This is a genomic window from Streptomyces sp. NPDC020597 (assembly GCF_044335095.1).
Taxonomy (GTDB): Bacteria; Actinomycetota; Actinomycetes; order Streptomycetales; family Streptomycetaceae; genus Streptomyces.
The window spans coordinates 267,033-288,776 of the sequence record NZ_JBIRUL010000005.1; the positions used below are offsets into that span (position 1 = coordinate 267,033).

The window sequence follows — 21,744 nt, forward strand, 5'->3', positions numbered from 1 at the left end:
TATCCGGCGTACCGTCGACAGTGTGGAGGACCAGGCCGACCGTCTCGTGTCACGCGTCGCGCGCGAGCTGGGCGCGCGGGCCGACGAGCTGATCGCCGACGTGGAGCGGGCGCTGCGGCGGGAGCTCCCCGCGCTCTGGGAGACCCCGGAGATCGCCCGCACCGTGTCGCAGAACGTCGCCGAGTACATCGAGACGGGGCTGTCCGGCCTGGCGCTCTCGGCCGAGCCGCAACTGATCGAACCGCCGCCGGCCGCGCTGGAGCGCGCCCGCCGCCTCGCCCGCTACGGCATGTCCATGGGCACGATGCTGCGGGCCTTCCGGCTGGCGCAGGGCGTCGTCCTCGACCGGCTGATCGCGGAGCTGCCCCGGTTCACCGCCGACGCGCCGCTGGTCAGCAGGGCGACCCGGAACGTGATCGCGACGACGACCCTGTACGTCGACCGCACCTCGGAGCAGGACGTCGTGGCGTTCCAGGAGGAGCGAGACCGCCGGCGCCAGTGGCGGCTGGCGATGGTGAACGAGGCGGGCATGCGCATCGGGACCACGCTGGACGTCGCCCGCACCACCCAGGAGCTCGCCGACTTCGCCGCGGAGCGGTTCGCGGACGTCGTCACCGTCGATCTGCTGGACTCGGCCCTGCACGGTGACGACGCCACCGGTGAGGACCGGGGCGTCATGCGCCGTGTCGCCCGCTCGCCCGAGGCCGCACCCGACGCGCAGCCCCCCGCCGCAGCCGCGTGGCAGCTGACCACCTGCGTCGACGGATCGCCGACGGCACGCGCCCTGGCCACCGGGCGCCCCTCCCGCCACCACGGCCACCGAAGCATGGACGGGCGCCGCGTCCACTCCACCCTGGTGGTGCCGCTGTGCGCCCGCGGCAGCACGCTGGGCGTCGCCGAGTTCTGCCGGCACCACAGCCCCGTCCCCTACGACGACGAGGACCTGCTGCTCGCCCAGGAGATCGCCGCCCGGGCGGCCGTCGCCGTCGACAACGCGCGCCGCTACACGCACGCCCGCTCCACCGCGCTCACGCTGCAGCGCAGCCTCCTCCCACGCCACGCTCCCCAGCAGTCGGCCGTGGAGGTCGCCCACCGGTATCTGCCGGCCGGCGGCCGGGCCGGAGTGGGCGGCGACTGGTACGACGTCATCCCGCTGTCCGGGGCCCGGGTGGCCCTCGTGGTGGGCGACGTGGTCGGCCACGGCATCCACGCCGCCGCGACGATGGGCCGGCTGCGGACGGCCGTGCGCACCCTCGCCGACATCGACCTGCCGCCCGACGAGCTCCTCACCCACCTGGACGACGTGGTGCTGCGCCCCTCGGGCGATGCCTTCGACGACGTGGACGGCGACCCGGACGAACACGTCGGCGAGACGGGCGCCACCTGCCTGTACGCCGTCTACGATCCCGTCTCCCGCCGGTGCGCCCTGGCGCGCGCCGGGCATGTCCCGCCGGCCCTGACGAACCGGGACGGAACCGTCGAGCTGCTGGAGCTGCCGCCCGGGCCGCCGCTGGGTCTGGGCGGCCTGCCCTTCGAGGCCACGGAGGTGGAACTGCCCGAGGGCAGCCTGATCGCCCTGTTCACCGACGGCCTGATCGAGGCCCGCGACCACGACGTCGACGCCGGTCTCACCCGGCTGCGCGACGCCCTCGCCCGGCCGGAGGCCTCCTTGGAGGCGATCTGCGACTCCATCCTCGACACCATGCTGCCCGACCGTCCGGACGACGACGTCGCCCTCCTCCTCGCCCGCACCCACGCCCTCACCGCACGTCAGGTCGCCACCTGGGATCTGGACGCCGACCCGGCCGCCGTCGCCCGGGCCCGTTCGCACGTCTCGCGCCAGCTGGGCGAGTGGGGCCTGGAGGAGCTCGTCTTCACCGCCGAGCTGGTGGTCAGCGAACTGGCCACCAACGCGATCCGCTACGGCCGCCCCCCGGTCAGACTGCGCCTCATCCACGACCGCGGACTGCTGTGCGAGGTCTCCGACGGCAGCAACACCACGCCGCACCTTCGCCGTGCCCGCGTCTCCGACGAGGGCGGACGCGGTCTGCTGCTGGTCGCCCAGCTGGCGCAGCACTGGGGCACCCGCCACGCCCGTCGCGGCAAGACCGTCTGGGCCGAGCTGAACGAGTCGGCGGAGTTCCCGGCGTCGGCGTTCGCCGGCTGACGGCGACGGCCGGCGCGTGCGCCGGAGCAGACGGCCTCGCCACGCGGCCGGCGGCCCGTGTCTTGCCTGCCCGGTCCGCCGGGCGCACGCTGGTCGTATGAGTGCGCGGGACGGCCCCACGCTCATCACCTCCGTGCAGCGGGCCTTCCGGCTGCTGGAGGTGGTCAGCGAGCACGAGAACGGTGCGCCGGCGAAACAGCTGGCGCGGGAGTCGGGGCTGCCCCTGGCCACCGCCTACCACCTGCTGCGGACCCTGGTCCACGACGGCTACCTGCAAAAACTCCAGGACGGCGGGTTCATCCTCGGCGACAGACTGCGGACGCTGAACACCGCGGGCCACGGCCAGGCGCTGCTCAGCCGGGTCCGGCCGACGCTCGCCGCGCTGCGGGACGAGCTGACGACCGCCGCCTACCTCACGTTCTACGAGGACGGGGAGATCCGGGTCGCCGAGATCGTCGACGGGCCCCGGACGCCCCGCGTCGACCTGTGGGTCGGTTTCGAGGACGCGGGCCACGCCACCGCCCTCGGCAAGTCCGTGCTGCGGGAGATGGGCGACGACGCCCGCCGGGACTACCTCTCGCGCCACCACCTCGCCGACCTCACCCCGAAAACCATCACCAGTGCTCCGGAACTGCTCAGAAGGCTGGACGCCTCGCCCGTCGCCCCGGCCGTCACCGACCTCGAGGAGTACTCCCTCGGCACGGTCTGCGTCGCCGTCCCCGTCTACAGCGGCGACGTCATCGGCTCGCTCGGCGTGTCGCTGCCCGCCGACCGGCTGGCCCGGATCGAGCAGGTCCGCGACCGGCTGATCCCCACCGCCAACCGTGTGACCAGGACTCTTTCGCTGCGCGCCTGATCGTTCATTATCTGAAAAGCTGCGCCTTGTGAGCCACTGCGCCCCTCCCCTTTCCTAGAGGAAACGGACATGTGCGATGTGCCCCGGCGCACGGTGAGGAATGCATACCCAGCATGAGTCAGGCCCGGAACCATGGCGGCGACCCCAGCCCGACGCGGCTGTTCGGACATCGATGGGCAGGCCCGCTCCTGCCCGTTCTCATCGTGTGCGTCGTCGTACTCGTCGATTTCGTGGGCGGAGCGGGGATGACCTGGCTGCCCCTGCTGGCGGCCGGTCCCGCGCTGGCCGCCACCACGAACGGGCCGCGCGGTGTTCTCTGCGTCGGACTCCTGGCCGTCGTGGTCGGCGCGACGCTCGGCGCCCGGGACGGTGCGCCCGGCCCGGAGCTGGCGGCCGTGCTGGCCGCCCTGGCGGCGGTCACCCTGGCGAGCGCCCTCGCCGGCGCGCTGCGCTCACGCCGGGAACGGGTGCTCGCCGACGTCCGCTCCGTCGCCGAGGCCGCCCAGCACGCCCTGCTGAAGCCGGTGCCCGCCACCGTCGGGCCCTTCGAGGTCGCCGTCCGCTACAGCGCGGCCGCCGCGGAGGCGCGGATCGGCGGGGACCTCTACGCGCTGGTGCCCACCCCCTACGGCGTCCGGCTGATCGTCGGCGATGTGCGCGGCAAGGGGCTGCCCGCGGTCGGGACCGCCGCCCTCGTGGTCGGCGTCTTCCGCGAGGCGGCCTACGACGAGCCCGATCTCCTCGCCGTGGTCGACCGGATCGAGCGGAGCCTGGCCCGCAACCTCGGCGCGGACGACTTCGTCACCGCCGTCGTCGCCGGACACCCGCGGCCGGGCGAGCTGGAAGTGGTGAACTGCGGACACGCGCCGCCGCTGGTGGTGCGCGAGCCCGGGGACGTCGTGCCCGTCGAGAGCCCGCACCCGGCTCCGCCCCTCGGCCTGCGCGCCCTCACCGACCAGCGGCCCGAACTGCAGGTGCTGCCGTTCGCCGACGGGGACCAACTGCTGCTCTACACCGACGGTGTCATCGAGGCCCGCGACCGCCACCGGGAGTTCTACCCGCTCGCCGAAGGACTGTCCCGGCACCTCGGCGACGACCCCGCGCGCACGCTCGACTCGCTCCACGAGGAACTGCTGGCGCACGTCGGCGGACGACTGCACGACGACGCCGCGCTGCTGCTGATCCGCAAGCCGACGGCCGACGCGCCCGCCCTCGCCCAACCCGCCCTGGAGGAGCTGCCGTTGGGCGAGCAGGCCGCGTGATGCGCGGTGATCGGGGAGGCCCCTGTGATCCCCGGGACCGGTGTTGCACACTGTGCTCATGACACGCATGAGGAAGATCGCGGCCGCCCTGCTGGCCGCATCGGGCGCCCTGCTCGCGTTACCCCCCACCGCCTCTGCCGGACCCGACGGACCCACCGCCCCCGCCGTCCGTCCCGTCCGCTCCGCCGACGACGCCGTCTCCCGCAAGACCCTCGTCCGGGAGAACTTCGACCGTCTCCCGCTCGGCCCGGTCACCGCAGGCCACGGCTGGACCACCGACACGAAGGACGGCTACCTGAGCGTCGAACCCAGCCCTGCCGGCCGCGGCCGCGAACTGCGGCTGCACACGGAGGGCAACGGACGCGCCTTCCTCGTCCTGTCCGACCTGGCACCCGCCCGAAACAGCTTCTGGGCCCGGCTGCGGCTGCGCGTCGACGCGTTCCCGACCGCCCCCGCCTGGGCGCACTGGACCGTCGCCGAGGCGTCCGGCTCCGACGCCCCCACGCTGGTACGCCCGTTGGGCGGCCAGTACGTGCCCACCTCGCAGGCGAACTTCTGGGGTGTCGGCTCCGACCTCGGCCCCACCGGGGACTGGACCGCGTGGCGCACTTCCGCCCCGGCCACGGCCGGGACCTGGAGCTGCGTGGAGTTCCACCTCGACGCCTCCGACAACCGCGTCACCGTGTACCAGGACGGCGTGGAGCGCTCCGATCTGACCGTCTCCACGAAGGCGCACGGCGGCACCGCGGACGACTTCGTCTTCCCGCGCTTCGACACGCTCAAGCTGGGCTGGCAGCTGTACCAGGCCGGTCCGACGCCCACCTCGTACGACGTCCGCATGGACGACGTGGCGCTCAGCACCCGGCGTGTCGGCGGGTGCGACTCATGACCGGGGGCGGGTCGCCCGGAGTGCTGCCGGACACCGCCGCCTGACGGCACACCTCGGCGGGCGTCGATGCGACGCCCGCCGAGGTGTCCGCCGGTCCCGGGGGCCGGCGGCTCAGAACAGGAAGGTCAGGACAGGAAGCTCCCATAGGGGCCGCCCAGGATCTGGTTCTTCTGGCTCTGGCTGAAGTGGGTGTTCGGGTAGTCGTAGAAGGAAGCGGACATCGGCGTGCCGTCGGTCGAGGACGAATCGGGCAGACCGAACGCGTGCCCGAGTTCGTGGACCATCCCGCCGTACCAGCGGTTCATCGACTGTCCGCCGGTGCCCGCGGCGCCGTCGGCGTCGTGCCCGCTCAGGACGACCCAGCCGGGGCTCGCGCCCCCGCCGGCGCCTTCTCCCTCGGCGCTGATCTCGCCCACGTTCAGCCACCGGCTGTCGGGGTTGTTCAGGCCGAACTTCCTGGCGAGTTCGTTCTGCATGTTGGTGACGGCCCACCAGTAGCGGTCACCGCCGTTGGGCGTGTTCTCGTACCAGCTCCGCGGCTGGTCGCCGTTCACGACCTCCACCACGGTGGTGTTCAGCTTGAAGGTCTTGCCGAGCTCCTGCTGGTAGTAGCGCTGTGCCTCGCGCATCACCTTGGCGATGCCGTCGGGGTACCGCTGGTCGAACGGAACGTCGGAGGGCTTCAGCCAGTACACCCGGACGGTCTTCGTCGGCGGGGTCGTGCCGCCCCCGCCCCCGCCGCCGAAGCCGGGCAGCCGCCAGGTCCGGGCCGCGGCGCCGGTGCAGGGCAGCTGGACCAGGCCGGTGTTGGACGCCGATGAGTCGCCTGCGGGGGTGACGCACTTGCCGGAGGACGCCGACTGCAGGCCGAAGACGTCGGTCGTGCCGCCGACCGGGACGAGACGGAACTTCTGACTCGCACCGGTGCCGCAGGCCCGCTGGACGATCGTGGCGTTGTCGGCGCCGGACCCTCCGTTGACGTCCACGCACCGTCCGCCGGCCGACGTGCCGATGCCGTACTGGTCGGTGGTCCCGCCGACCGGGGTGAAGGTGAAGTTCTGGTTGGCCTCGCCGTGGCAGGTCCACTGGATGAGCTGGAGGCCGTCGGCGGTGGAACTGCCCGGCACGTCCAGGCAGTTGCCGCCGCTGCGGTTGACCGCGGTGGAGGTGAACGCCGTCGCGGCGTGGACGGGCGGGGCGATCGCGACGGCGCCCATGACCGCGCCGAACACCAAGGCGAGCACCGTCGCCCAGAACGGCAGGAACCGGGATCGGGTCATCCGGCTACTCCCCCGAGGGTGCGGGCAGGGTGGCGCCGAGGGCCACCGGCGTGCCGAAGTTCGGCGTGCCGTCGGCGTTCCAGGTGAACTTCTGTGCTCTGGTGCTCCTGTTCATGTCGCAACCGCCGCTCGTCGAGTTGTTGGCGTGGTAGACGATCCAGTCCTCCGTGCCGTCCGGCGACTTGAAGAAGCCGTTGTGCCCGGGGGCGTACACGCCGTTGGCGTTGGACCGCTGGAAGACCGGGTTCGGCGACTTGACCCATGAGGAGGAGTTGAGCGGGTCGCCGCCGTTGTAGGTGAGCATGCCCAGCTTGTAGTCGGGTGTGGAGCAGTGGCTGGCCGAGTAGACGATGAACGTCTTCCCGCCTCGCTGGAGGACCTCGGCGCCCTCGTTGACCGCGCCGCCCACCGTCTCCCAGCCGAGGGTGGGCGTGGAGAGCACGCGGCGGGTGCCGCTCGCCGTCCACGGGTTGGACAGGGGCCGGATGAACATGGGCTGTGAGCCGTTGTAGAAGGTGCCCAGCAGGTAGAGCTGGCCATTGAGCTGGAGGATGCCCGGGTCGAGCTCCCAGGTGTTGTCCTGGGTCGGGTCGAGCAGATCGGCCTTGAAGCTGTAGGGACCCATCGGATCCAGCCCGGCGCTCTCCAGTACGTGGATGCGCTGGGTGCCGAGGTCGTAGGGCTCTCGCCCGGCGGTGTAGTAGAAGTACCACCGCTTGCCGTTCGGGCCGTCGAGCAGATGGAACTCGGGCGCCCACATGGTGCCGGCGCCGTTGGGCCGGGTGAGGTTGAAGACCACCTGGTCGGAGGCGGAGGCGAGGCCGGCGAGGGTGCTCGCCTTGCGCATGGTGATCGTCGAGTTCCAGGTCGTGGTGGCGAGGTAGTAGAAACCGTTGTAGTACGTCAGCCAGGGGTCGGGCCCGTGCTGGGACAGCGGGTTGGTGAAGGTCTTGGTCCCCGTGCCGCCGCCGGAGAAGGCGGGCAGCCGCCACACCCGGCCGCTCGCCGCGGCACAGGGCAGCTGCACCAGGTCGGTGTTCGAAGCCGACGAACCGCCGCTCGGAGTCACGCACTTGCCCGAGCTCACGGAGACCAGGTTGAAGGTCTTGTCGGTTCCGCTCACCGCCACCGGCACGAGTCGCCACTGCTGATTGGTCCCGCCGTGGCAGGGCCACTGGATGATCGCCGCGTTGTCCGCCGTGGACGCCCCGTAGACGTCGACGCACTGGCCGGACTGCCCGGTGATCGTGTAGGTGTCGGCGGTACCGGAGACCAGGGTGTACCCGAAGCTCTGGTTGGCGCCCGCGGCGCAGGCGAAGGCCCGCAGCTGGGCCCCCGCGGTCGTCGAACCACCGGGCAGGTCGAGGCAGTTGCCGCCGTTCTGGTTGACCCCCGTCGAGGTGAACGCGACGGCGGCGGAGGCGGTGGGCGGCGCCACCAGGAAGGCGACCGCCGTGAGGAGTGCCGCGACGAGCGCGGACAGGCATCTGGAACGGGTCACGGTCCGTACACCTTTGCTTCGAGGAGACCGACGGAGTTGGCGCCGTTGCCGGTGAGCAGCACCCGTAGCCGTGTGGTGTTCACGGCCGTGAAGGAGACGGTGTCGTACTGGTTCTTGGCCAGCGGATAGCCGCTGGCACCGGGCACGTCGGCGTAGGCGCTGCCGTTCCAGTACTGGAGCTTCCAGGAGGCCGGCATGTCGATGCCGTCGTCGTCGTCGAAGAAGTACACGTCCGCCTTGTTGACGTTCTGCGCCGACGGCCAGGTCAGCTCGGCCCACTGCTGCCCGGTCTCCGGCCAGGTGCCCCAGCGCGGGTTCACCGTGTCGTTGGACGACGGAGGGTCGACGCCGTCGTTGATCGCGGCGACGCTCTCCCAGGGGGAGGTGTACGACGCGGTCGGCGTCGCGGACGTCGCCAGGTTGGCCGGTGGCTGGGGTGGCTGGACGCCGCCCCGGTTGTACGCCTTGACCTCGGTGAGACCGGTCTTGGCGCCGGAGGCGTGGGTGGCCAGGATCCGCACGCGCTGGGCGGTGACCGCCGGGAACTGCACCAGGTTGTAGTTGGCCCGTGGCGCTGCCGGACTCTTGGTCTGTCCCGGCACGTTCACCCAGGAACTGCCGTTGTAGTACTGGACGGCGTAGGCGGACGGCGCCCGGTAGGCCGCCGAGGCAGGGCGGCTGTCCTTGAAGTACAGGCGCATCTCGTTCAGGGTGCGGGCCGTCCCGAAGTTGAGTTCGTACCAGTCCTGGCTGTTGGGGGACCCGCCGGCGCCCCAGAAGGGCTCGTTGGTGGGATAGCCGTCCACCGCGCCGGAGACGTTGCTGCCGGAGCCGGTGTAGGAGGCGGTGGCCGTCGCCCCGGCGGCCAGGTTGGTCAGGTCGGCGGTGAGGTCGACGCCGGCCTTGGCGAGCATGTCGACCATGCGGGGGCTGTTCTGCACGACCTGCTGGGGGGCCTGCAGTCCGGGCACGGCGGTGTGGTGGGTGACCGTGCCGCTCGTGGTGACGTCGCCGGTGGCGGGGTCCCAGGTGAAGGGCACGAGTGAGTTGACGGTGGCGGCCCGGTTGCCGTTGACGTAGATCGAGTAACCCTCAGGGACGCCGGGATAGCGCACCACCCCGTCGGCCGGGTCGTCCCAGACGATCGACAGATCGGCGTTGCGGTAACGGAGGTTGTTGACGGTGAAGTGGCTCCAGCCGATGTTGATCGGCGAGACCTCCACCTTGGCGTCGTTGCGCGGCCGGAGCCCGGCGACGTCCTCGATCACCGTCCAGTTGCTGCTGCCCAGGATGTTGTGGTGGATCCACGAGCGGTAGTCGATGTTGCTGCCGTTCCAGTCGGCCCAGAACTCGTTGGCGTCGGGCCACTGGGTGTTGCCGCCCACGTACTGCGCCCAGGTGTTCCAGTAGAGGAGCTTCTTGTAGTCCGTGGCGGTCATCCACGAGTTGGGGTAGTTGCGCAGCACGGAGGAGTACAGACGGAACTGCACGGTGGAGTTGATCGTGGAGAAGTTGTTGGAGCCGGGGTTGCCCGCGTCGGCCGCGGCCTTCTTGTCGACCTGGTTGGCGGTGTAGAAGGGGAAGACCGGGTACTGCGCGGGGTCGTCGTAGAGGCGCAGGGCCTGCTTGTACGTCGCCGTGTTGGGGACGGCGCCGACCGAGAACGGGTAGTAGTTGTTGATCTCCTTCCAGGGGACCCACTCGTTGGTCGACTTCAACCGGTGCTCGAAGAGCTGCCGGTTGGGGTTCCACAGCACGTTGACGATGGCGTCCTTGATCTGCGTCGCGAGGGTGCGCATCTCGGCGGCCTTCGCGGTGTTGCCGGTCGCCTCGTAGGCCTGGGCGGCGGCGAGAGCGCCGCTGTACTGGTAGGCGGACTCGGCGCGGTCCATGTTTCCGGGCTTCCAGTGGAAGGAGACCGCGTCTGCGTCGTTGCCGGTCAGTGCGCCCCAGTCGTACTCGATCAGTTTGTTGTTGTCGTGGTCGTAGTAGGCGAGCTGGCCCTTGACGTCGCCCTCGGCGTAGCGGGCGAGGTTGCCGGCGATGGCCGGCTGCCCGCCGTGGATCTGGTAGCTCTTCCAGGCGGCCTCGGCGATGTACTGGGTGTAGCTGTTGGACCAGTTCTCCGGGTCGCCGGGGTTGTCGAGGAACCGGCCGCCCTTGGAGGTCTGCCCGACGCTGAGCCAGTCCCCGTAGGCGTAGGACGGGTCGCGCAGGTACTTGAGGTCGTCGATGTGCATGGGCTGGGTCAGCGCGATCGCGTTGTTGTACCCGAGGACGCCCTCGGTCGACGTCGGGAACTGGAACGTCTGCCCGGGGATGTCGGCGTCGAGGTTGTTGAAGCGCATCAGCCACCAGCGGTAGTAGACGTTCTTCTTGATCGCGGGCTCGGGCACGTCGATGTAGGGCACGTTCTTCGCCCACCACAGGTTGTACGCCCGGACGTGGGTGGCGAACGCGGTGGCGTCGCTGTAACCCGCGTAGGCGTTGTACTCGGTGAGCGAGGCGGGGATCTCGTCGGTGACGAAGCCCATCACGACCTTGGTGCTCACCGTCGCTCCGGCGGCGACGGTGACGGACCGGTTGAGGCCGCCGCCGGAGACGGTGAACCCGTCGCCGGTGAGCCGCGGCCGGAGGGTGGTGAGGTTGTTGTAGGCGTTCACCTGGCCGGTCAGCTCGCTGCCGCTGCCCGAGGTCGCGTAGGGGGACGTCGCCCGCAACTGCAGGGTGGTGGAGCTGCTGCCGTTGTTCTTGATCGACAGGTTGGTGACGGCGACGTTGTTCTCGGTGATGAACTTGGTCTGGGTGACCGCGATCGAGCCGTTGGTGTGCACGCTCTTCCAGTGACTCGGGACCTGCCGACGCTGGGAGACCTGTTCGGTGAAGGTGCCCGGGCTGATCGCGACGGTGTAGGCGTCGTTGTCGTTGACGCTCTCCCAGTAGGCGACATGGCCGCCGAACCCGAGGACCGCGGGGTTGTGGGTCTTCATGAAGAGCGCACGTCCCCGGCTCATCAGCCAGGGGCCGGCCGGGTCGTCGCCGGAGCGGGCGAGCAGCCGGTCCATCCAGAAGTCGGTGCCGGAACTCTCGGCGTCGTAGATGCTGCGCATCATGTCGCCCGGCGTGTAGCCGACGGGCGGTGCCGGGATCGCGGGCCCGCTGAAGACGGGGAACCCGATGGTCTGCGCGGCGGCGGCCGGGCTGACGGAGCAGACGGAACACAGGATGAGCACGAGGGCGACGAGGAGGCGCTTCATGGGCTCCCTCTCCGGTTGGCGGTCCACGGGGTGTCATGTGCCTGACATGCATGCGAGGAAACTCACCTAAAAGGTTTTCGCAACGTAGGAGCGGGCTGATGATGTGTCAAGGGAAAGCGTTTGAGCACACGTTCACCGGCCCGCCCGGCCCCGGGAGGGCGCGGCTCAGGACAGCGGCGCCGTCGACTCCCGGATGACCACCCGGCCGCGCACCGCCTCGATCCCCGAGCGCCGCGCCCCGCCGATCGCGACGAACAGGGCGTGCGCGGCCGCCCGTCCCACCTGTTCCAGGTTCATGTCGACGCTGGTCAGCGGCGGACGCGAAGAGGCGGTAAGGACCTGCCAGTTGTCGAAGCCCATGACCGCCACGTCCTCCGGCACCCGGTGGCCGCGCTCCCGCAGGACGTCCATGACGCCGCGGGCTATCTGGTCGCTGCCGCACAGCACGGCGTCGAGATCCGGATGCCGGTCCAGCAGCAGCGCGGTGGCCGCCCGCCCCCAGCCCTCCGACCAGGCGCCGAACCGCGGTTCCCCGACCGGGGTGAGGCCGGCGGCGGCCAGCGCGGCCCCGGCGCCCTCGGCCCGCTCGCGCGCCGCGCCGTACCCGGGGTCGCCGGTGATGTGCGCGATCCGGCTGCGCCCGCAGGCCAGCAGGTGCTCCACCGCGATCCGGCCGGCGTCGACGCTGTCCGGGACGATGGACAGATCCGCCGGATCGTCCGACGGGGCGTAGGCGTAGACCACCGGGACGGGCAGCTCGCGCCCCAGGGACGGCCGCGGGTCGGTCCGGCTGCCCACCACGATGAGGCCGTCGACGCGGCGTCCCAGCAGCGCCCGGACATGGTGCTGTTCGCGGATCGCGTCGCCACGCGCGTCGCACAGGAACACGGCGACCTCGCCCGCCCCGAACGCATCCTCCGCGCCCATCAGGATCGGGATGCTGAAACGTCCCTCGAGGTCGCTGGTGAGCAGACCCACGGTGCCCGACCGGCCCACGAGCAGTCCGCGGGCCAGCTGGTTCGGCCGGAAGGCCAGCCGCTCGGCGGCCTCGATCACCCGCTGCCGGGTCTCCGCCCGCACCTGGCTGCGGCCGTTGAGCGCCTTGGACGCGGTGGCGATGGACACGCCGGCCAACCGGGCGACGTCGCTGAGCGTGGCGGGGTGCGAACGAGAGGTGCCGGGGGCCGGTGTCATGGGATCTCCTGTCGCGCGGCGCGTGAGTAAACCGTACGCGAGTTGTTTCGGCCGGGGCCCGGCCCTGGTGATTTCCCTGTTTCGGCGGAGCTGCCGACATCGCTTGCTGCAGGGGGGATTGACGGGCTGTCAGCCGGGTCCTAGCTTTCTGAAAGCCTTTTCGGTTCCTTTCCGTTCGAAGAGCCCACACTAGGGGGATCGTCATGGGGAGCACGACCGGACCACGTGGACCCGTCCGCAGACTCGTCGTCGGCGGCGTCGCGTTCCTCGCCGCCGCGAGCCTGATCACCGCCTGCGGGTCGGGGGAGGGGGCCTCCGCCGGCGGATCCGGCCGGACGGCCGACGCCAAGGGCGTCGACGACGGCGCCACGCTGACGATGTGGACGCGGGCGGCCACCCGGCCGCAGAGCGAGGCCCTGGTCAAGGCCTACAACGCGAGCCACCGGAACAAGATCGAGCTGACCGTCGTCCCCACCGACGACTACCAGGCCAAGGTGGGTGCGGCGGCGGGCTCCCACGACCTCCCCGACCTCTTCGCCTCCGACGTGGTGTTCGTGCCGAACTACACCACGAGCCGGCTCTACGCCGACCTCACCGCACGCATCGACGCCCTGCCGTTCGCCGCGAGCCTGGCCCAGTCGCACATCAAGGCCGGCACGTACGAGGGCAAGAAGTACGTCGTCCCCCACACGCTGGACCTGTCGGTGCTGTTCTACAACAAGGACCTCTACCGCAAGGCCAAGCTCGACCCCGAGAAGCCGCCCGCCACCCTCGCCGAGTGGGACCGGCAGGCCCGGGCCGTCGACGCGCTGGGCAACGGGGTCGACGGCACCTTCTTCGGCGGCAACTGCGGCGGCTGCGGCGTCTTCACCTGGTGGCCGTCCATCTGGGCCGGGGGAGCGGAGGTGCTGAACAAGGAGGGCACCGGGGCGAACCTGGACTCCGCCACCGCGAAGAAGGTCTACGACACCTACCGAGGCTGGGTGAAGGACGACATCGTGGCCCCCGGCGCGCGCGACGAGACCGGCGCCACCTGGACCGGCGTCTTCCCCAAGGGCAAGGTCGGGATCATGCCCATGCCCTCGACCACGCTGGGCCTGATGCCCAAGAGCCTGGACCTCGGCGTCGCCCCCATCCCCGGACCCGACGGCGGCAGGTCGACCTTCGTCGGCGGCGACGCCGTCGGCGTCTCGGCCACCAGCAAGAAGGCCGACCAGGCCTGGAACTTCCTCGCCTGGTCACTGGGCGACGAGGCCCAGGTGAACGTGGTCGCCGCGCACAAGGACGTGGTCGCCCGCACCGACCTCGCCGGCAACAGGTACTCCGCCGCCGACCCCCGCCTGGTGGCCGTCAACCGACTCGTCGCGGACGGCCGCACCCCGTACGCCCTGAAGTTCGGACAGACCTTCAACGACCCCAACGGGCCGTGGCTGTCCCTGATGCGCGACGCGGTCTTCGGCGACGGGACGTCGCTCGAGAAGGACAACAAGGCCGTCACCGCCTCCCTGGCCGACTGACCCGGCACGACAGCACGACATCGCACGGCTCGGCACGACGCGGGCGCCCGGCACAGCACGACGCGAGCACACGACACGGACCGTGCTCCCGCACGCACCCTCCCCACCGCACACGGCAGAGGAGAGCCATGCAGGTCAAGGCGCCCGACCGGGCGACCGCCGAGCCCCCGCCCCCGACACGGCGCACCGCCCGCCGCCCCCGTCCCGCCGTCGTCCCGCGCCGGCACTCCCGAAGGCTCCAGGGCCTCGGGTACGCCGCCCCCACGGCCCTCTTCGTCACCGTCTTCTTCCTGCTGCCCCTGCTGCTGGTCGGGCAGATGTCCCTCCACGACTGGCCGCTGCTCGCCGGGGACCAGGGGGCCAACGCCCCCGAGAACTACACCGACGTCATGGACAGTCCGCTCTTCTGGCCCGCCGTCCGCTTCACCCTCCTCTACACGGCGGTCGTCACCGTCGTCCTCCTGGGCCTGGCACTGCTGCTCGCCCTGCTCGTCCAGGAGTCCCGCCCCTGCGCCGGCTTCTTCCGCACGGTCTACTTCCTCCCGGGAGCCGTCGGCCTGGCCTCGGCCTCGCTGCTCTTCTGGGGTCTGTACAGCCCCACGACCGGACCGCTCAGCGGCATCCTCGAACACCTGGGCCTCGTCGACGACCCGGTGTCCTTCCTCGGCACGCCGACCTCCGCCCTGCTCTCGACCGTCTTCCTCGTCGTCTGGAAGTTCGCCGGCTTCTACATGCTGATCCTCCTCGTCGGCCTCCAGCGCATCCCGCACGAGGTGTACGAGGCGGCGCGGATGGACGGCGCGCAGCGCGGCCAGATCTTCCGCTCCATCACCCTGCCGCTGCTGCGCCCTTCACTCGCCCTGTCCCTGCTGCTCTGCGTCACCGGATCGCTGCTGGCCTTCGACCAGTTCTTCGTCCTGACGAAGGGCGGGCCCGACAACAGCACCGTCACCGTCGTGCAGCTCATCTACCGCGAGGCGTTCCAGCGGCTGAACCTCGGCGCCGCGGCCGCCCTGTCGATCCTCGTCCTCGGGGCGCTGCTCCTGCTGAACGCCCTGCAGTTCCGCGGTCTGCGCCGCTCCGACGAGTCATGACCCCCGCACCCTGGAGAAGGGACACCCCGGTGCTCACCCGAGCCCTCGGCCGGACGCCCCACTACGTCGTCGCCGGCGGACTCGCCGTCGTCTTCCTCTTCCCGCTGCTGTGGAACGCATGGGCGTCGGTCAGGGCCCAGCCCGGCACCGCACAGGAGTCCGGCTACGGCCTCGGCAACTACCGCACGCTGCTCGACTACGACGCGGGACTGTGGCGCTACCTCGGCAACAGCACCCTCGTCTCCGTGCTCACCGTCGCCCTGACCCTCGGGGTCTCGCTGCTCGGCGGCTACGCCTTCGCACGCTTCGAGTTCCCCGGCAAGAACCTGCTGTTCCTGCTGACGCTGGCGATCCTCATGGTTCCCTACGCCACCCTGCTCATCCCGCTGTACGTGCTGCTCGGCAGGCTCCATCTGCAGAACTCGCTGCTCGGGCTGAGCCTGGTGCTGGCGATGTTCCAACTGCCGTTCGCCACCTTCATGATGAGGATCTCCTTCGAGGCGGTGCCGCGCGAACTGGAGGAGTCGGCCCTCGTCGACGGCTGCGGCACCGCGGGCGCACTGCGCAGGGTCCTGCTTCCGGCGGTGCGGCCCGGGCTGATCACCGTGGGCCTGTTCGCCTTCCTGGCGGCCTGGAACGACTTCATCGCACCGCTGATCCTCATCTCCGACAGCCGCAAGGCCCCGCTGCCGCTCGCCGTCGCGAACCTGCGGCAGCAGAGCATGGGCGCCGTCGACTACGGCGCCACCGAGGCCGGGGTGGTGGTCCTCGCCGTGCCCTGCCTGCTCCTCTTCCTGCTGCTGCAACGGCACTACGTGCGGGGGTTCATGTCGGGCGCTCTCAAGGGCTGAGGCGCCGCACGCACGACCGGGCCGCCGCGGGGACCCGAGCCCCCGGCCCGACGACCATCCGAACACCTTTGACGGGCAACCGAGAGGACGACCGAAGGCATGAACTGGTGAGGGAGAACACGACGCGGTCGGCCGTCGTGCCGGTGGCGCCGAGCCGGGGGCGGCTACGGCCGCTCGGTCTCGACGAGGTCACCGTCACCGGGGGCTTCTGGGCCCGGCGCCGACAGGTCAACGCGACCGCGACACTCGACCACTGCCATGACTGGATGGAACGCGTCGGCTGGACCGGCAACTTCCGCGCCGCGGTGGAAGGCCGGATCCAACGTGACCGGCGGGGCCGCGAGTTCGCCGACTCCGACGTCTACAAACTGATCGAGGCCATGGCCTGGGAGGCCGGTTCCGGCTCCGGCTCCGGCGCCGCACTCGACGCGCGGATCGCCGCACTCACCGACACCATCGCCCCTGCCCAGGAACCGGACGGCTACCTCGACACCGCCTTCGGCCGCCCCGGTCAGCAGCCCCGGTACAGCGACCTCGAGTGGGGCCACGAGCTGTACTGCCACGGGCATCTCATCCAGGCGGGCGTGGCCCAGATGCGGGCCCGCGGCGAGGGCGAACTGGCGAAGATCGCCCGGCGCGCGGCCGACCACGTGTGCGCCGCCTTCGGACCCGGCGGCATCGAACGCGTCTGCGGACATCCTCAGATCGAGACGGCCCTGGTGGAACTGGCCCGGGCCACCGGCGAGCAGCGCTACCTCGACCAGGCCGCGCTCTTCGTCGACCGTCGCGGCCGACGCACCCTCGCCGAGCCCGAGTTCGGCCGCGGCTACTACCAGGACGACGTGCCGGTCCGCGAGGCCACGGTGCTGCACGGCCACGCCGTGCGCGCCCTCTATCTCGCCGCCGGCGCAGTCGACGTGGCGGTGGAGACCGATGACGACGCCCTGCTCGCCGCGGTCGTCCGGCAGTGGGAGGCCGCGGTCGCCCGGCGCACCTATCTGACGGGCGGCATGGGATCGCACCACCGGGACGAGTCCTTCGGCGACGACTTCGTACTGCCCCCCGACCGCGCCTACTCCGAGACCTGCGCGGCCGTGGCCTGCGTGATGCTCAGCTGGCGGCTGCTGCTCGCCACCGGCGAACCGCGCTACGCCGACCTCGCCGAGCGGACCCTGTTCAACGTGGTGGCGACCTCTCCGTCCGAGGACGGCCGGGCCTTCTTCTACGCCAACACGCTGCACCGACGCCGCCGCGGGACGGCGCCCGCCGCCGACGCGCAGAGCCCGCGAGCCGATTCGGGACTGCGCGCCCCCTGGTTCGCGGTGTCCTGCTGCCCGACCAACGTGGCACGGACGCTGGCCCTGCTGCCCGCCTACCTGGCGACGGCCGACGAAGACGGCGTACAACTGCACCAGTACGCCGACGCCGAGCTCGCCACGTCCCTCACCGGCGGCAGGGACGTCGCTCTGACGGTGTGCACCGACTACCCGTCCGGCGGCCGTGTGGCCGTACGGATCGACCGGTCGCCGGAGCACCCCTGGACCCTGTCGCTGCGCGTGCCGGCCTGGGCGACGGGCGCCGCCGCCCGACTGGTCGACCCGGACGGGGCGGTTCGTGCCGTCCGACCGGGCACGGCCGCGGTCACCCGGCGCTTCCGGCCCGGCGACGAGATACGGCTGGAGCTGCCCGTGACCCCGCGCTGGATCGCCCCCGACCCCCGCATCGACGCCGTGCGCGGCACCGCCGCCGTCCAGCGCGGTCCGCTCGTCTACTGCGCCGAGTCCGTCGACCTCCCGCCGGGCCACGAGGTCGACGCCGTCCGGGTGAACCCGTCCGTGCAGCCGCAGGACGGCCCGGCCGGCACCGTCGTGGCCTCCGGCGCACTGGTCCCGGCGCCGCACGCGCGAGCGGCAGAGCCCGCGAGGTCAGAGCCGTCCGGTGATTCCGCCGATGCCACCGCAGACGCGGACGCACACGCAGTCACGCATGCGGGCCCGGACGCGGATACCGGCGCGGACGGGCAGGCCGGGTCGGAGGACGCCGACACGCGGTGGCCGTACGCGTCGCTCGACGAGGCCGCCGTGCCGGTCGGCGAGCGCGCCGACATCGTCCTCGTGCCCTACCACTCCTGGGCGAACCGCGGCCCCTCGACGATGCGCGTGTGGCTGCCGACGACGCGACCGCCGACCGAACCCTCCGAGAGGTAGACGGGCGCCGGAAGGGCGCGGTCCCGCGCCCCGGAGGCGCTGGGCCCGGCCTGCGGCGGCGTCCCTTCCCGCCATGACGCCCCCACCGTCCGAACCGACCGCCCTCGCCCCCCACGACGGGAGTCCGACCATGTCCCAACCCCCTTCTCGCCGCGGTCTGCTGAGACTGGCCGCCGGGACCGCGGCCGCCGCGCCGCTGCTGAACGCGACGCCCGCGACGGCCCGTGCCGCCGCCGGGCCGGCCACGGCGACGACGGCGTCCCGAGCGTCCGTCCCCGCTGCGGCTCCCCCCGCGGCCGCCGCTCCCGTGCCGCCGACCTGGGCCGTCCAGCCCTTCGCCCTGGACCGGGTGACGCTCGGCGACGGCGTCTTCCGGCGCAAGCGGGACCTGATGCTCGGCTACGCCAGGTCCTACCCGGCCGACCGGATCCTCGCCGTCTTCCGGGCCAACGCGGGGCTCGACACGCGCGGCGCCCGGCCGCCGGGCGGCTGGGAGACGTCCGACGGCAACCTCCGCGGCCACTACGGCGGGCACTTCCTCACGCTCATTGCCCAGGCGTACGCCGACACCCGGGAAGCCGCCCTCAAGACCAAGCTCGACAACCTGGTGGCCGCGCTGGGCGAGTGCCAGCTGGCGCTGGCCGACCACGGCTCGCCGAAGCCGAGTCACCCCGGCTACCTGGCGGCCTACCCGGAGACCCAGTTCGTCCTGCTGGAGAGCTACACGACCTACCCCACCATCTGGGCGCCCTACTACACCTGCCACAAGATCATGCGCGGGCTGCTCGACGCGCACACCCTCGGTGGGAACGCGCAGGCGCTGACCATCGCCTCGAAGATGGGCGACTGGGTGCACAGCCGCCTCGGCCGCCTGCCGAAGGCGCAGTTGGAGCGCATGTGGTCGATCTACATCGCCGGTGAGTACGGCGGGATGAACGAGGTCATGGCGGACCTGTACGCGCTCACCGGCAGGGCGGAGCACCTGGCCGCCGCCCGCTGCTTCGACAACACCGTGCTCCTGGACGCCTGCGCCGGCGGCCGGGACGTCCTGGACGGCCGGCACGCCAACCAGCACATCCCCCAGTTCACCGGTTACGCCCGGCTCTTCGACCACACGGGCGAGCAGGAGTACGCGGACGCGGCACGCAACTTCTGGGGCATGGTCGTGGGCCCGCGCACCTACAGCCAGGGAGGCGCCGGCAAGGGCGAGATCTTCCGGGCGCGGGGCGCGATCGCGGCCACCCTCGGTGACGACAACGCCGAGACCTGCGCGACGTACAACATGCTCAAACTGAGCCGTCAGCTGTTCTTCCACGCGCCGGACGCCGCCTACATGGACTACTACGAGCGCGGCCTGACCAACCACATCCTGGCCTCCCGCCGGGACACGGGCAGTACGACCAGCCCGGAGGTCACCTACTTCGTCGGCATGAGTCCGGGGACGGCGCGTCAGTACGACAACACCGGTACCTGTTGCGGCGGCACCGGCATGGAGAACCACACCAAGTACCAGGACTCGGTGTACTTCCGCTCGGCGGCCGGCGACGCGCTGTACGTCAACCTCTACCTCGCCTCGACGCTGCGGTGGCCGGAGCGGGGGCTGGTCCTGGAGCAGACGAGCGCCTACCCGGCGGAGGGCGTGCGCACGCTGACCTTCCGCGAGGGCGGTGGCAGCCTCGACCTGAGGCTCCGGGTCCCCTCCTGGGCCACGGCGGGCTTCACCGTCGCCGTGAACGGAGTCGCGCAGCAGGTGTCGGCGGTCCCCGGGAGTTACCTCACGCTGCGCAGGGACTGGCGGCGCGGCGACCGGGTCACCGTCCTCGCGCCCTACCGTCTGCGCGTGGAGCGGGCGTCGGACGACCCGTCCGTGCAGTCACTCTTCCACGGGCCGGTGCTGCTGGTCGCGCGCAGCCAGGCGACGGACTTCCGGCAGTTCTCGTTCTACAAGGACTTCACCCTGCGCGGGGACCTGGCCGACGCCGTCCGTCCGGAGGGCCGTCCGCAGTACTTCACCACGCACGGTCTGACCCTGGCCCCGTTCCATGTCGCCGACGACGCCCGTTATCACGCCTACTTCAGGCGCGTGGAGCCGGTCGTCGTCTTCGGCGCGTCCGACTCGGGCGTGCCGAACCGCAGCCGGGGCGACGGGCTGACCTTCCTCGACGTCCTGTGGCAGCAGGCGCCCTTCGCGACCTCCGCCGCCTTTCTGACCGCGGTGCGCACCCTGGCCGACGCCTGGCAGGCCGAAGGACGTCTCACACGGGCCGAACGGGACCGCGTCGTCGCGGCCGCCACCGCCGCGAACCTGCGCCGCTGACGGCTCGGCGGCCCGCTCCCCGGGAGACGCACGTGCGGCCCCGAGGAGCGGACCGCCTCCGAGGCGCACCCGTCCGACGCCGCCCTCGCCCATGCCCACGGCTTCACGGAACGTGCACAACTGTCCTCGTGCGCTTTAGGTTTCAAGCGCTACGCTCTTCGGCATCCGAGCGGCCGGACCCCTCGCCGTGCCGCTCGCCTCCCCCCATGCTCAGGAGACTCGCGTGCGCGACGGCGACGTAGTGGTGATCGGCGGCGGCTATGCGGGCGTACGCCTCGCGAAACGGCTGGACGCGACGGCCCGGGTCACGCTGATCGACCGCAAGGACGTCTTCTTCCACCGTATCGCCTCCCTCCGCGCCGGCGTGCGCCCGGAGTGGTCGCTCACCCCGTTCATCCCGTACGACCGGCTGCTGCGCGACGGACGGACGGTCGTCGGCAAGGCGGTCCGCATCGACACCGCCGAACGGCAGGTCGTCCTGGCCACCGGCGAACGGCTGCCCTACGACGTGGTGGTGATCGCCACCGGCGCCGACTACCCCGAACCGGCCCGCTTCACGGGGACCACCGCCGAGGAGACCCTCAAGACGTTCGCCGGCCACCAGCGTGCCGTCGCCGCCGCCGAGCACGTCCTCGTGGTGGGCGGCGGCCCCTCCGGCGTCGAGCTCAGCGCCGAGATACGCCTGGCCCGGCCCGACGCCCGGGTCACTCTCGCGCACTCCGGGCCCGCGCTGCTGCACTCCACCGGCAGTGAGCGGGCCGGCCGCAAGGCGCAGGCCTGGCTCGAGTCGCACGACGTCGAGGTCCGGCTGGACTCGTTCATGTCCCGCGGAACCGACTTCGCCACCTACCGCGACGCGCACGGCGGCGTTCTCGAAGCCGACCTCTCCTTCTGGGCGACCGGCACCACCCCCAACACACTGTGGCTGCGCCTGGCCGGCCTCGGCGACTGGCTGAACCCGGCCGGGCACGTCAGGGTCGACCGCCGGCTCCGGGTCGAGGGAAGGCCGGACGTGTTCGCCGTCGGCGACGTCAACGACGCCACCGAGCTCAAGATCACCCCGGCCGCCCTCGCCCAGGCGGACCTCGCCGCCCACAACATCCGCGGCTACCTGCAGAGTCCCGGCCGGCACCGCAGGGAGCCCCGCCTCTACCGGCCGCTCCAGCGCACGCCGCTGATCGTGCCCTTCGGCCCGACCGACGGACTGACGTTGCTGCCCGTGCCGGGCGGCGAGAGCGCGGTGCTCGGCGGCCGCACCTCCGTGCTGGCCAAGGCGAAGACCCTCATGACCCCGTACATGCGCCGTCAGCTCGGCTACACCGCGACCTGACCGGCGTCCGCCCGAGCCGGGC

Annotated in this window: 14 protein-coding genes; 10 read left to right on the top strand and 4 right to left on the bottom strand. The window is 71.7% G+C overall.

Going from position 1 to position 21,744, the window contains the following annotated elements:
* Positions 1-22 precede the first annotated feature (22 nt).
* From ACH4ZA_RS12015 to ACH4ZA_RS12030, 4 genes are all read left to right on the top strand, one after another.
* A complete protein-coding gene (locus ACH4ZA_RS12015; RefSeq protein ID WP_398429151.1) occupies positions 23-2,167 on the top strand; it encodes a SpoIIE family protein phosphatase in 2,145 nt (714 codons plus the stop codon).
* 97 nt (positions 2,168-2,264) lie between these two features.
* The gene (locus ACH4ZA_RS12020; protein WP_398429152.1) at positions 2,265-3,023 is read left to right on the top strand and encodes an IclR family transcriptional regulator; all 759 of its coding nucleotides are present in this window, start codon (positions 2,265-2,267) and stop codon (positions 3,021-3,023) included.
* 113 nt (positions 3,024-3,136) lie between these two features.
* Positions 3,137-4,285 carry a PP2C family protein-serine/threonine phosphatase gene (locus ACH4ZA_RS12025; protein WP_398429154.1) on the top strand — a complete coding sequence of 383 codons (1,149 nt, stop codon included), beginning with the start codon at positions 3,137-3,139 and terminating at the stop codon, positions 4,283-4,285.
* Between the two features lie 58 nt (positions 4,286-4,343).
* Positions 4,344-5,174: a hypothetical protein gene (locus ACH4ZA_RS12030; RefSeq protein WP_398429155.1), complete on the top strand. Its 831-nt coding sequence runs from the start codon at positions 4,344-4,346 to the stop codon at positions 5,172-5,174.
* A 125-nt stretch (positions 5,175-5,299) separates the two neighbouring features.
* On the opposite strand, the gene ACH4ZA_RS12035 is transcribed toward ACH4ZA_RS12030, so the two are convergent.
* The 4 genes from ACH4ZA_RS12035 to ACH4ZA_RS12050 all read right to left on the bottom strand — a co-directional run bounded on the left by ACH4ZA_RS12035 (position 5,300) and on the right by ACH4ZA_RS12050 (position 12,406).
* Entirely contained in the window at positions 5,300-6,454 is a 1,155-nt protein-coding gene (locus ACH4ZA_RS12035; protein ID WP_398429156.1) for an RICIN domain-containing protein, read from the bottom strand.
* A gap of 4 nt (positions 6,455-6,458) precedes the next feature.
* The gene (locus ACH4ZA_RS12040) at positions 6,459-7,955 is read right to left on the bottom strand and encodes a family 43 glycosylhydrolase (RefSeq protein ID WP_398429157.1); all 1,497 of its coding nucleotides are present in this window, start codon (positions 7,953-7,955) and stop codon (positions 6,459-6,461) included.
* The gene (locus tag ACH4ZA_RS12045; protein ID WP_398429158.1) at positions 7,952-11,212 is read right to left on the bottom strand and encodes a discoidin domain-containing protein; all 3,261 of its coding nucleotides are present in this window, start codon (positions 11,210-11,212) and stop codon (positions 7,952-7,954) included. Before ACH4ZA_RS12045 ends, ACH4ZA_RS12040 begins: the two co-directional genes overlap by 4 nt.
* Before the next feature lie 165 nt (positions 11,213-11,377).
* Complete coding sequence (locus ACH4ZA_RS12050; RefSeq protein WP_398429160.1) at positions 11,378-12,406, bottom strand: LacI family DNA-binding transcriptional regulator; 1,029 nt, start codon at positions 12,404-12,406, stop codon at positions 11,378-11,380.
* Positions 12,407-12,609: 203 nt separating this feature from the next.
* On the opposite strand from ACH4ZA_RS12050, the gene ACH4ZA_RS12055 reads away from it, so the two are divergent.
* The 6 genes from ACH4ZA_RS12055 to ACH4ZA_RS12080 all read left to right on the top strand — a co-directional run bounded on the left by ACH4ZA_RS12055 (position 12,610) and on the right by ACH4ZA_RS12080 (position 21,722).
* Positions 12,610-13,923, top strand: coding sequence for an ABC transporter substrate-binding protein (locus ACH4ZA_RS12055; RefSeq protein WP_398429161.1), 1,314 nt, complete (start codon positions 12,610-12,612; stop codon positions 13,921-13,923).
* A gap of 128 nt (positions 13,924-14,051) precedes the next feature.
* Positions 14,052-15,017, top strand: a complete 966-nt coding sequence (locus ACH4ZA_RS12060; protein ID WP_398429162.1) for a carbohydrate ABC transporter permease — start codon at positions 14,052-14,054, stop codon at positions 15,015-15,017.
* A 29-nt stretch (positions 15,018-15,046) separates the two neighbouring features.
* Complete coding sequence (locus ACH4ZA_RS12065) at positions 15,047-15,868, top strand: carbohydrate ABC transporter permease (RefSeq protein WP_398429294.1); 822 nt, start codon at positions 15,047-15,049, stop codon at positions 15,866-15,868.
* 107 nt (positions 15,869-15,975) lie between these two features.
* Positions 15,976-18,075, top strand: a complete 2,100-nt coding sequence (locus tag ACH4ZA_RS12070; RefSeq protein ID WP_398429163.1) for a glycoside hydrolase family 127 protein — start codon at positions 15,976-15,978, stop codon at positions 18,073-18,075.
* A gap of 130 nt (positions 18,076-18,205) precedes the next feature.
* A complete protein-coding gene (locus ACH4ZA_RS12075) occupies positions 18,206-20,392 on the top strand; it encodes a glycoside hydrolase family 127 protein (RefSeq protein WP_398429165.1) in 2,187 nt (728 codons plus the stop codon).
* Between the two features lie 223 nt (positions 20,393-20,615).
* Positions 20,616-21,722: an NAD(P)/FAD-dependent oxidoreductase gene (locus ACH4ZA_RS12080; protein WP_398429166.1), complete on the top strand. Its 1,107-nt coding sequence runs from the start codon at positions 20,616-20,618 to the stop codon at positions 21,720-21,722.
* Positions 21,723-21,744: the final 22 nt, after the last annotated feature.